We start from the raw sequence: 12,170 nt of genomic DNA, 5'->3' as shown, positions 1-12,170 counted from the left end.
ATGAGCGTCACGTACCGGGAAGCCGGGGTCGATATCGATGCAGGGGACGCGCTCGTCGAGCGCATCAAGCGGCTCGCGAAGCCGACGCGCATCCCCGAGGTGCTCGCCGACGTGGGCGGCTTCGCCGGGCTGTGCGCGCTGCCGGGCGGGCTGTCCGAGCCGGTGCTGGTCAGCGGCACGGACGGGGTCGGCACCAAGCTGAAGGTGGCGTTCGCGACGGGCGTCCACGACACCGTCGGCATCGATCTCGTCGCGATGTGCGTGAACGACGTGCTGACCGTGGGCGCGCGGCCGCTCTTCTTCCTCGACTACTTCGCGACAGGCAAGCTCGACGTCGACGTGGGCGAGGCCGTGGTCCGCGGCATCGCCGAGGGCTGCAAGCAGGCCGGCTGCGCGCTGATCGGCGGCGAGACGGCCGAGCTGCCGGGCATGTACGCGGACGGCGAGTACGACCTCGCCGGGTTCGCCGTGGGCGTCGTCGAGCGCTCGCGCATCCTCGACGGCAAGCGGATCGCGGCCGGCGATGCGGTCATCGGCGTGGCGTCGAGCGGGCTGCACTCGAACGGCTTCTCGCTCGCGCGGCGCGTGCTCGAGAAGGAGATGGGCCTCAAGATGAGCGACCGCGTGGCCGAGCTCGGCGGCACCGTGGGCGAGACGCTGCTGACGCCGACCCGGATCTACGCCCGCGCGATCACGGCGCTCCTCGCGGCCTGCGGCGATGCGGTCCGGGGGCTGTCGCACATCACGGGCGGCGGCCTGCCGGGGAACCTGCCGCGCGTGCTGCCGGAAGGGCTGGGCGCGCGGCTCGACCTCCGCTCCTACCAGCGGCCGGCGGTGTTCCAGGTGCTCCAGCGCGGCGGCCCCGTGGAGGAGGCCGAGATGCGGCGCACGTTCAACCTCGGCGTCGGGCTGATCGCGGTCGTGGAGAAGGGCGCCGCGGACCGGGCCATCGAGGCGTTCGCGAAGAGCGGCGAGCAGGCCTGGGTGCTCGGCGAGGTGGTGTCGGTCGGCGACGTGCCGTTCGAGGAGCGCGTGCTGTTCGGATGAGCGGGCCGGCGCAGGCGCCGGCGATGCGCGGCGCGCGGGCCGGGATGCGTCGAGCGGCCGCGCGGGCCGCGCGGCGCGAGCTCACCCGCCTTCGAGCCGCGATCGCAGCTTCTTGATCGCCTCGTCGATCGTCCGGCTCTTCTTGTAACAGGGCCTCACCGTCGTCTCGAGCACGACGAGGGTGCGCTCGTCGCCCTCGGAGACGGCGCGCTCGAGGAACGGGAGCTTCTCGCCGCACGTGGCGTCGCGCAGCTCGAAGGAGATCCGGACCGCGGGGGTCCCGCGGGCCGCGATCTCCGGATCGCGCAGCAGCTTTGCGGCCCGGGTGGCCGGGGTGGAGCGGCCGCGGGTCTCGACGATCTCGTAGAGCACGTCGACGCCCGCCGTCCCGAAGCGGCTCGAGAGCGCGTTGAAGACCTTGTCGGCGTGCTCCTCGCCCGTCTTCGCGATGGCGATGGCGACGTTGCGCGCCGCGATCGCGAGCGCGCGCTCGCGGAGCGCGGTCGGATCGTGCTCCGCGAGCTTCTGGATCGCGTCGGCGGCCTTCACCCACCGGCGCGCCCTGACAGCGTCGGTGAGCGCCTTCCGGGTCGCTTCATCAGGCGGGGGTTCAGCCGGCGCATCGGGCACCGCCGACGCAGCGGCCTCGGGCTCCGGCGCCGTGGGCGCAGGCGCCTCGGGGACGGCGGCGGCGTCGGCCGGGGCCGATTCGCCCGTGGCGAGCGCGCTCGCGGGAGGCCTCGCGGGACCGAGCTGGGGCTCCGGTTCGGGCGGGGCGCGCCCACCGCCGGCGAGCGCCGCGATCACGGCCGCCGCAAGGATGCCGCCGCCCAGGTACGGGGCCAGCCGGCCCACGCGACCGCCGAGGCCTTCCAGCCGCGACGCGCGAGCTTCCCGGGCTTCGCGCTTTCGCCTGGCCTTCTCCTCGCGCTCGCGCGCGGCGCGCTCTGCCTCCTCGGCGAGCTTCTGCCTGGCCTCTTCCTCGCGCTCCCTGGCGACGCGCTCTGCCTCGGCGGCCTCCAGCTCCCGCAGCAGCGTCGGGGCGAAGGCGGGCCGCGAGCCGCTCATCCGCTCGGACGTCGGCTCCGAGACGGGCGCCGCATCCTCTGCGGGCGGCTCGTCCAGCGGCGGGGACGCGGACGCCACGGGAGCCGACTCGTCCGGCGGCGGCTGCGCCTTCACGGACGGAACGGGCGATGGCGATGACGCCGGCTTCTCGACGGATGCCGGCTCCACAGCGGACGCGGCCAGCGGCTCCGATGACGCACGCTCCGCCGCTGGCGACGACGGCGGCTTCGATGGCGAACTCTCCGCCGCTGGCGACGACGGCGGCTTCGACGGCGAACTCTCCGCCGCTGGCGACGACGGCGGCTTCGACGGCGAACTCTCCGCCGCTGGCGACGACGGCGGCTTCGACGACGCCGGCTTCGCGACGGATGCCGGCTCCGCCGCTGGCGACGACGGCGGCTTCGATGACGCACGCTCCGCCGCTGGCGACGACGACGGCTTCGATGGCGCACTCTCCGCCACAGACGACGACGGCGGCCTCGACGACGCCGGCTTCGCGACGGGCGCCGGCTCCACAGCGGACGCCGACGGCGGCTTCGATGATACGCGCTCCGCTGACGGCGGCTTCGATGGTGAACTCTCCGCCGCAGGCGACGACGGCGGCTTCGATGGTGAACTCTCCGCCGCAGGCGACGACGGCGGCTTCGATGGTGAGCTCTCCGCCGCAGGCGACGACGGCGGCTTCGATGGCGAGCTCTCCGCCGCAAGCGACGACGGTGGCTTCGACGACGCCGGCTTCGCGACGGATGCCGGCTCCGCCGCAGGCGACGATGGCTCCTCCACGCCCGACGGCGACGGCTTCTTCGCCGAGGGCTCTGCCGGACGACGCTCCGCTTGACCCGGCGACGACAACAGATCGTCCAGCGACAGCCGTAGGGAGCTGAGTCCCGTTGCCGCCGTCGCCACAGGCGCTTCGACGGACCGCGCTGCCTCCCCAGGCGATGGAGCCGTCGAGTCCGGCAGCGCCGGCTCCTCCGGTGTCGGCGGCTCCTGCGACGGCGCCGCCGCATCGAGCAGCTGCCACGACTCGCGCGGCGGCCGCGGGTCATCGGTCTCGGAAGAAGCGCCACCGCCGGCTGCTTCGCGAGCGAAAGCGGCCTGGGCGATGAGCGCCGCGCCGCCTACCGTCGTCGGGCGCGCGTCCTCCGGCACGCTCGAGTCGTCGGCGGCGGAGGCAGCGTCGGCCCTGGCGACCTCCTGCGCGAAGGCGACCTGCGCCATGAACGCCGCGCCGCCCACCGCCGTCGGCCGCGAATCGCGCGTCAGCTCGGCGACCAGGGTCGGCGTGTTGCGCACCGGCGTCGGCCGCGAGTGGCTGAGCGCGTCCTCGTCCTCTTCGTCGCCCTCCGCCGGCTCCACGGCCGCCGTCGGCCCCGCCGGCTCCACGGCCGCCGTCGGCCCCGCCGGCTCCACGGCCGCCGTCATCCCCGCCAGCTCCACGCTCTCCGCGCGGCCCTCCCCCGGCTCGCTCGACGCGCGCGCTCGCTCTGCCTCCGGCGCGCCCGCGCCGCTCCCGGCCGGCGCCAGCGCGTCCGCGACGTCCTCAAGGGAGACCAGGCACGAATCCCCGAGGAGGATCGCCGAGGAACCCCCGGAGCCCGCCTCGGGCTCGCGCGACGGCGCGCTGGGCACGGGCGGCCGGTTGCTCGGCACGCGCGCCGCGTCCGCGATCGCGGGCGCCGACGTCATCTCCCCCCTCGACGACATCTCCGCCCGCGGCTCGTGCACCGCGATCCCCGACGTGGAGCACGCGTCGTCGAGCGCCGCGATCAGCTCCTCCGCGGTCCCGAAGCGGGCGCGCGGATTCTTTTCGAGGAGGAGCCGCACGACCGCCTCGAGGGGAGGTGGGACCTCGACGCCGGGCGAGTGCGCGGCGATCGCCGGCACGGGCGCGCTCCGCTGCTGGTTGAAGAGCTCGACAGGATCCCTGGCGAGGAACGGGTGCTTGCCGGCCAGCATCTCGTAGAAGATCAGGCCCAGGGCGTAGAGATCCGCGCGCTCATCGACGAAATCCATCCCGAGCGCCGACTCCGGGGCGAGGTAGGCGATGGTCCCGAAGATCACGCCGGCCGTGGTGAGCCGGACCGGGAGCGAGTCCGCCCCCGCCCGCGCGGACTCCGGCGAGGCGACGGACCGGCGCAGCTGATCGACGCTCACCTTCGCGAGGCCGAAGTCGATGAGCTTCACGAGGTCGCCCTGCGGCTCGACGACCATCACGTTGCGCGGCTTCACGTCGCGGTGGACGATGCCCATCGCGTGGGTCGCCTCGAGCGCGGCCGCGAGCTGCCTGGCGATCAGGACGGCGCGCGCGACCGGCATCGGCCCCCGCCGGATGATCTCGTGGAGCGTCGTGCCGCGCACGTACTCGAGGACCAGGAAGAACGAGCCGTCCTCCGCCTCGCCGAAATCGGTCGCGGTCGCGACGTTCCGGTGCTGGATGTGGGCGCCGGCGATGGCCTCGCGCTCGAAGCGCTGCACGAGCTCGGGGAGCCGCTCGGTGTCGGGGTGCAGGATCTTGATCGCGACGCGCTTGTGCATGTGCACGTGCTCGCCGCGGTAGACCGCGCCCATGCCGCCCATCGCGATGACCTCGTCGATGCGGTAGCGCTTCGAGATCACCCGCCCGAGGTGGGACCTCGCCCGGTGCTTCGCGGCCTCGTCGGCGGTAAGGGTCGGCTCAGGCGGGCGTTCCGACATCGTGGCGCCGCCACCCTACCCTGAGCGGCGCGAAGATGGTAGGTTGCCGGACCGCTCGCGGTGGCTCAGGGGGCGACGACGCGCCACGAGATGCCAGATGGCCCGCGCCGCTGCGTGCAGCACGTCAACGACACCGTCCGTGAGCGGAAGTACACGCGTCGCGTGCAGATCGTCGCCGGACGAGCCCTCGACAACGGCCTGTCAACCTACTTGACGCAGGTCGCGCGGCCTTGGATCCGGCTCCTCGTCGTCCATACGCTGAGAATCTGGGCCTCCAGGTCCTGGTTTCGCCAGACGATGATGCTCTGGTCCTCCTGGTTGTTGCCGCTGAACTCGCCCGCGATGCCCGTCAACATGCATTGCGTGTCGAAATCGTTCGCCGGCGTCAGCAGCTGGTAGGTCGGGTCATCTTCTGCGGGGACACCGAGCTCGTCCGCGAGCGTCAGTTGATTGGCTATCGACGAGACGGTGATGCAGCGCGCCCTGGCGTGTACCCCTGTGCTGCTCGACCCGCCGGACAGGTACCAGTGGCTGACAAACCGAAACACCGACACGCTCTCGCTCATGCCGTTGAAATCTCCGCCCATCCGCGTGAGAAAGCAGGCTCGTGGCAGGCCAGTAGACGTGGTAGCCGACCCGAGGCTGACCGCGCCCTGGCCTTGCGACCACGAAAATTCGGCCGATCTGCCGAGGGTCGAAGAGACGCAGGTGGCCATGGCGCGGGCGTCCCCGTGCGTGTTGTTTCCGTGGAGGTACCATCGCCCACCCGAGATGTACGCGTGCACCCACTCGTTGCCTGACTCGAAATCCCCCATGATCCCTGTCAGAAAGCAGGTCCTGTCCGAGGCGTCGCCCATGTCTATCGGCCCGACGCCAGCCTGCCAGGCGCCCCCGCCTATCCATCCCAAGGGCTGCTCGGCGACGCCGGTCTCCTCGCCGTTATCTTCCTCCTCGACAGCTCCCGCGACACAGCCGCTGGCGCCGATCGCAACGAACGCCAAGAGCCCGTTGATCAAGAACTCTTTGAACATCTGTTGACCCTCCAAGGAATGAGAAGCCCGTGTGTGTGGCGAGCCAGCTCGGTCGAGCAAGGCGCATGCCGCCCCGGGAGCGTTCGCTTTCGTGACGGCCCAGGCGGAAGATGCGGTGGATAGCCATCGACGCAGGCGGGCGGCGCGCGACGGGCGGACCGTCCGCACGGCGCCGGAGCGGCAGATTCAGGCCGAAATAGGCGGTTCATGGCGCGCGACGGGCCGAAGCGCTCGACGGTACCGCCGGCGAGTGATCGTGACATGTCACGATCGAGGCCGTGACATGTCACGGTCGATGTCACGCTTTCACCGTGACATGTCACGCGAAGACCGCTCGAGAGCGATCGTCGCGACCGGGTGACCAGGGCGCTGTCCCCGGAAGCATCGCTCTCCAGACGACGCCGAGCCCTTCGTGGAGAAAGCGGTGCTGAGGGGCGCAGGTCGAGTCCGAGCTCGGGCGGCCGAGGCGGCGCGGCGGGATCCACGCCCGCCGTCCCGCCCGAGCCTTCACGCCTGCCCTGCTCGCGCGATGGCCCGGCGCGTCACGCGGCGCGCGCTCGGCGGACATGGAAACGGGCCGCGCGGCGCGCTCGCCGGACCCGGGCGGCCGCTTCCGCCCCGGATCTCTCCCGCGCCCGCCTCCGCCGTAGTATCTGCCCCCCATGCCCCCCCTCGATCTCGGCGTCCTCATCTCCGGCCGCGGCTCGAACCTCCAGGCGATCCTCGACGCGATCGCCGCCGGCCGCCTCGACGCCCGCGTGCGGCTCGTCCTGTCCAACCGGCCCGACGTCGAGGGCCTCGCGCGCGCCGAGCGCGCCGGGGTCCCCACGCGCGTCATCGCGCACCGGGACTTCGCCGATCGCGACAGCTTCGACGCCGCCGTCGTCGACGCCCTCCGCGAGGCGGGCGCGACCTGGGTCGTCCTCGCGGGCTTCATGCGCCTGCTCACGACGACCTTCCTCGACGCCTTCCCGCACCGGGTCGTGAACATCCACCCGTCGCTCCTGCCCTCGTTCCCCGGCGTCGACGCCCAGCAGCAGGCGCTCGATCACGGCGTGCGCGTCACCGGCTGCACCGTCCACCTCGTGGACGCCGGCACCGACACCGGGCCCATCCTCGCGCAGGCCGCCGTCCCCGTGCTCGACGGGGACGACCACGACGCGCTCGCCGCGCGCATCCTCGTCCAGGAGCACGCCCTGCTCGTCCGTGCGCTCTCGTGGATCGCCGAAGGGCGCCTCCAGATCGCGCTGCCGGACGCGCCGGGCGGGCGGGCGCGCGCGACGATCGCCGGCGTCGACACCGCGCTCGGGCTCGCCCAGGACGGCCCCGCGCGGGGAGACGTCGGAGACGTCGGGGAAGCCGGGGAAGGGGCGTGATCCACAAGCACTACGACGTCATCGTCCTCGGCCGGTCCATCGGCGCGCTCACGGCCGCGGCGCTCCTCGCGCGCCGCGACTTCACCGTGATGGTCGTCGGGCACGGCGAGCGCCCGCCCACCTACCGCCTCGATCAGCACGTCCTCCGCCGGCGCGCCTTCACGATGCTCGCCGAGCCCTCGCCCGCGTGGCGCCGCTTCCTCGTCGAGCTCGCCCAGTCGCAGACCTGGAAGCGCCGCATCGTCCCGGCCATGCCCATGCTGCAGGCCGTCGCGCCGCGCCGGCGCCTCGACGTGCCGCCCGACATGGTCCTCTTCGGCCGCGAGATCGACCGCGAGTTCCCCGAGCTCCGGCGCGTCGTCGACGAGCTCTACGCCGAGCTCGCCCACGTCAACGGCGCCGCCGACGACGCGTTCTCGCACGACGCCCTCTGGCCGCCGGGCACGTTCTGGGAGCGGCGCGAGACCGCGCGCTACGCCGGCATGCTCCCGTACGCGCGCGCCGAGCCCGACGCCGACCTGCTCGTCGAGTTCCCGCGCGGCCACCTGTTCCGCTCGATCGTCACGCAGTCCGTCCTCTTCGCCACGGACCTCTCGGGGCTCCCGCCCCCCTTCGCTGTCGCGCGCCTGCACGGGGCGTGGACGCGCGGGTTGATGATGCTCCCGCGCGGCGAGGAGGAGCTCGAGGAGTTCCTCGTCGAGCGCATCCTCGCCCACGGCGGCCGCTGCCTGCTCGACGAGCGCGCCGCGTCGGTCCACGTCCGCCGCGGCACCGCCGCGGGGGTCGTCCTCGACGGCGACGATCACCCGAACGGCAGCAGCTTTGTCATCACCGACATGGACGGCGAGACGCTCGCGAGCCTCTCGGGCGGCGAGGGCATCCACAAGCGCGCGCTGCGCGAGTGGCCGCGGATCACCTCGTCGGTCGGCCGCTTCGTCGTGTCGCTGATCGTGCGCCGCGAGGGCCTGCCCGAGCCGCTCGGCCCCGAGGCGCTGCTGTTCCCCTTCCCGTCCGCGTCGACGGGCCGCTCGCCCGCGCCGCCGCGCGTGTCGAGCGACGGCGCCTCCGGGGGCCGGCCGAGCTCGCCGCGGCAGACGCGCCCGACCGGGCCCGGGCGCCCCGTTGTCCACCTCCAGCGCTGCGATCTGCCGGCTCCCTCGACCGACACGCTGCTCGTGGCGGAGATCCTGCTTCCCGATCGGGGCCCGCTGTCGCTGCTCGAGGCGCGCCAGGCGGTGCTCGACGCGCTCACGGCCGAGCTCCCCTTCCTCGAGCGCCACCTCGTGCTCGTCGACTCGGTGCACGACGGGCTGCCCGTGTGGCTCTACGACGGCACGCGCCGCCGCCTCATCGAGCGCGCCGCGCTGAAGGGCGCGGCCCCGGGCGCCGAGCCGATGGTGCGGCAGCTCGAGGTCGATCCGCCCGGCTACCTCGGGCTCGCGGGCGAGCCGATCCGCGGGCCGATCGAGCGCACCCTGCTCGTCGGCCGGAGCGTGCTGCCAGGCCTCGGCCAGGAGGGCCAGCTGCTCGCCGCCTGGGGCGCCGCCCGGCTCGTGACCCGGACCGACCGGCGGAAGGAGCGGATGCGGCGCGACATGTGGAGCAAGGTGGAGATCGGCTAACGACGTTGAAGCCGCCCCCTCGGCGAGCTGCTCCGCTGCAGCGCTCGAAGACGCGGTGACCTGCGCGCGCCCTCGCCGGCTCACGTGCTAGCGGGGCTCTGCTCGTGCCGACATGTCACGCTGCCACCGTGGTATGTCACGATAGCAGCGTGACATGTCACGTCGCTATCGTGACGTGTCACGTGACATGTCACGCTGCTATCGTGACACGTCACGCCGCCCACGTGACATGTAACGGTGGCGGGCCCGCCCCTTCCGCACCGGCACCTTGAGGGCTTGCTGCTGCGCCATTTGCAGGCCCTGGGGAGGCTCATGGCCATCCTCGTGGCCGAGGCGAGGCGCACCACCTACCTGGCATATCGATTGCAATAACATAGCGTGTCGCTTGGCGCTGTGCCGGTACTCAGCGTGACATGGGGAGGGATCCGCTCATGAAAGCATGGCGGCCGCTCACACAGGCAAGCACAGGAAATCGTCGCGCTGCGGGCCGAGCTCGGAATCCATGCAGGCGTTAAGGAGTTCTGCCATGAACCTGTCAGAACTCTGCCATCTGCGCTTTTGTTATCATCGATTCACATTGCATCTAACTTCATAACCTCGAAGGAAAAACGAAATGTACAAGTCGATTCCCCTCTTCATCATCGGCGCAGTCGCAAGCGCGGCTTTGGCCAATGCCTCCGATGCGGCGGCGCTGCACGAGCGCGTATCGGGAGCCAACTGCGTCTACGGAAGCGGAGGTACGAACAGCAATTTGATCACTGTCGGGCGCGCCATCTTCAACACGTCATCGACCGAAGGAGAAGACCTCTCTTGCCCGGTCACCGACGACGATCGCTTCCGGAAGCAAGACATCGTGACAGTGAACATCCACGGCTACAATAGCGGCCTTCTGATCAGTGGCATCCAGCACAGAGTCGAAGCGAGCACCTGCGTGGCGTTCTTCGGAGGCACGGGTGGAGCCTGCACCACGCCGGTCACCGCGTCGGGAACTGGAGACTACACGCTCAGCCCGCCGACGACGCACTGGACGAGCGCCAACTTCGCGGACTTCGGATACATTCAGGTCCACCTGCCGCCCAGCGGGTCCCCCTTTTCCTCCGTCAGGGGCTACTTCACCACGAACTAGCAAACAAGCTCTGCGATAATACGAGAAGGGGAGCAACAATACGCGTATCGCAAAAGGGAACGCCGAGTTGCCCCCTTCTATTTATCATACGTTATACGCAAACTTCGAGCCCCAGCGCTGGGCGCTGTTCGGGCAGGCACGCCATCTGCTGAAGCGGGCGTGATCGACCTCGCCGACCGCATCGCCTCAATCTGAATTACATGACAGGAGATGTCCGTGATCTCTTTTCGTAGCGTCATCTCGACCATGATGCCCATTCTGGCGGGCGCTCTCGCCGGAACGATAGCGACAGTGATTATCTCCCGTGAAAGCGCGGATGAAAAACCGCGAAAGGGCGGCGCCGTCATCAGCGAATCCAGAAGGTATATTCCTCGATCTATCAGCAGCGCAAACCCGGGAATCGGCGCGACTGACCTGAAGGAGCTGAAGCAGCGTCTGTCGGCGCTGGAAGAGCGAGACGAGCAGCAAGACCCGGATCAGAAGGGCTCCGGTGAGCGGTTCGAGATGCCCGATCCCGTGGAGTGGAAAGCCAAAAAAGAAAGTCACCATCGCGAGATCATCGCGACGCATGAGCGTGCGATCGAGGATCCCACCTGGGCTCCCCAGGCACGCGCTTCCCTGTTGAAGGAGATACGCACCGTCGGGTCGAAGAGCTTTGACGTGCGCGACGTTGATTGTCGGACCAACACCTGCGCCGCCGTCTTGGAATGGAAGAATTACGAGGAAGCGATCAGCAGCTGGTCGACCGCCGTGGAGCACAACTACGAAGTAACCTGTAGTCGAGAGCTCCTGCTGCCAGAGCCCTCCGATCGGAGCGCGCCGTACCAGGCCACCATGGTCATGACCTGTCCTCGCGATTCAGGGTGAGCCATTCTGCTGACGCGCGACGAGCGGCTACCCCGCTCGCGCCGCGGGTTCCAGCGATGGACGCCCCTCAGGGGGATCGGGGAAAGACCTGGAAGAAGCCGTCGCGCTCGACCACGGTGAGCGGCACGTCGAACAGGCGCGACAGGTTCTCGTCCGTCAGCACCGCGCGCTTCGGGCCATCGGCGAAGACGCGGCCTCTCCGCAGCAGAACGACCCGCCCGATCTCCGGCGGGATCTCCTGCACATGGTGGGTCACCAAGATCAGCGTCTTGCCCCGCCGCGCCAGGCGCCTGAGCAGGTCGATGAGCTCGAACGCGGCCTTCAGATCGAGGCTCGTCGTCGGCTCGTCGAACACCAGCGCCTCCGGGTCGTGCACAAGGGCGCGCCCGAGCAGGCAGCGCCGCTGCTCGCCGGCGGACATCTCCGCGATGGGTTTGTCGCCGAGGTGCGCGACGCCGAGGTCGCGGAGCACCTCCTCGGCCCGCCGGCGCTGCGCGACGGTCGGCGGCTCGTGCTCGTGCAGCCCGGCGCTCGCGAAGAAGCCGGAGAGCACCACGTCGAGGCCCAGCACACCCCGGGGATAGGCCATCTGCAGTTCGTACGACACGAGCCCCAACCTGCGCCGCAGTGCGGACACCTCCCACCTTTCGCGACCGAGTATCCGCACGTGCGAGCCTTCGCGGTGGACCGGGTAGATCTCCCGTGAGAGCAGCCTCAGCAAGGTCGACTTCCCGGCGCCGTTGGGCCCGAGGATCGCGGTGTTCGCCCCCTGCTCGATGCGCAGCGACAGCCCCTCGAAGACGCGCGTGTCGCCGCGGAAGACCTCGGCGTCCTCGATCTCGATGAGCGCGGGCGCGCTCATCGCTTCACTCCACGGTCCTGGTTCATCGGGCGCAGACTACCCGCTTGCCAGCGTCCCGCACCGAGAAATCAGGGCGTTCGCGGTGGATCATCCGTGCCCCGGTTCGGCGATCCACTCCATCGGCTCACTCTCCATCTCTCGCGGACAGGCACCGTCGAAATGCGCCCGTGAACCGGCGTTCTCTGCTCTGGAGAGACGATGGCCCGGCCGTTGCAACGCTCTACGAACCTTCCTTTCAACAAGCGCCCCGTGCCAAGCCGATGCTGGCACTCGGGAGTGGAAAAATCCGATGCGGTACCGAGCCGCTCGGTCACTTGGAGATTGAATAATGACGAAGATCAAGGGTTCGCTTTTCGGTGCTGGGGCAGCTGCGTGCCTGCTCGCCGCTCTCGGCGGGTGCATCGTTGCCGCGGACGATGGTTCCAGCTCCGAAGAGGACGAGATTTTCGCCGATGAGGCAGCGGCGGCAGCGGC

The 12,170-nt window shown here is 70.6% G+C and carries 8 protein-coding genes; 5 read left to right on the top strand and 3 right to left on the bottom strand.

Annotated features, from left to right (window positions below; genetic code table 11):
- Positions 1–1,047 (top strand): phosphoribosylformylglycinamidine cyclo-ligase, encoded by a 1,047-nt coding sequence (gene purM / locus WME79_RS46390; protein ID WP_437528664.1) that lies wholly within the window; start codon positions 1–3, stop codon positions 1,045–1,047.
- An 81-nt stretch (positions 1,048–1,128) separates the two neighbouring features.
- On the opposite strand, the gene WME79_RS46385 is transcribed toward purM, so the two are convergent.
- Positions 1,129–4,812: a protein kinase domain-containing protein gene (locus WME79_RS46385; RefSeq protein WP_437528662.1), complete on the bottom strand. Its 3,684-nt coding sequence runs from the start codon at positions 4,810–4,812 to the stop codon at positions 1,129–1,131.
- Between the two features lie 206 nt (positions 4,813–5,018).
- On the bottom strand, positions 5,019–5,843 hold the full coding sequence (locus WME79_RS46380) for a hypothetical protein (RefSeq protein WP_437528660.1): 825 nt from the start codon (positions 5,841–5,843) through the stop codon (positions 5,019–5,021).
- 662 nt (positions 5,844–6,505) lie between these two features.
- Here WME79_RS46380 and purN point away from each other — a divergent pair.
- The 4 genes from purN to WME79_RS46360 all read left to right on the top strand — a co-directional run bounded on the left by purN (position 6,506) and on the right by WME79_RS46360 (position 10,834).
- Entirely contained in the window at positions 6,506–7,219 is a 714-nt protein-coding gene (gene purN, locus WME79_RS46375; RefSeq protein WP_437528658.1) for a phosphoribosylglycinamide formyltransferase, read from the top strand.
- A complete protein-coding gene (locus WME79_RS46370) occupies positions 7,216–8,841 on the top strand; it encodes an NAD(P)-binding protein (protein WP_437528656.1) in 1,626 nt (541 codons plus the stop codon). The genes purN and WME79_RS46370 overlap by 4 nt, the downstream gene beginning before the upstream one ends.
- A gap of 613 nt (positions 8,842–9,454) precedes the next feature.
- A complete protein-coding gene (locus WME79_RS46365; protein WP_437528655.1) occupies positions 9,455–9,967 on the top strand; it encodes a hypothetical protein in 513 nt (170 codons plus the stop codon).
- Positions 9,968–10,183: 216 nt separating this feature from the next.
- Positions 10,184–10,834, top strand: coding sequence for a hypothetical protein (locus tag WME79_RS46360; RefSeq protein ID WP_437528653.1), 651 nt, complete (start codon positions 10,184–10,186; stop codon positions 10,832–10,834).
- A gap of 67 nt (positions 10,835–10,901) precedes the next feature.
- Here WME79_RS46360 and WME79_RS46355 read toward each other — a convergent pair whose 3' ends face one another.
- Entirely contained in the window at positions 10,902–11,696 is a 795-nt protein-coding gene (locus WME79_RS46355) for an ABC transporter ATP-binding protein (protein ID WP_437528652.1), read from the bottom strand.
- Positions 11,697–12,170 lie beyond the last annotated feature (474 nt).

The organism is Sorangium sp. So ce726, from assembly GCF_051521405.1.
In the GTDB taxonomy this organism is placed as follows: Bacteria; Myxococcota_A; Polyangia; order Polyangiales; family Polyangiaceae; genus Sorangium.
This window is presented reverse-complemented; position numbering and strand designations above follow the sequence as displayed.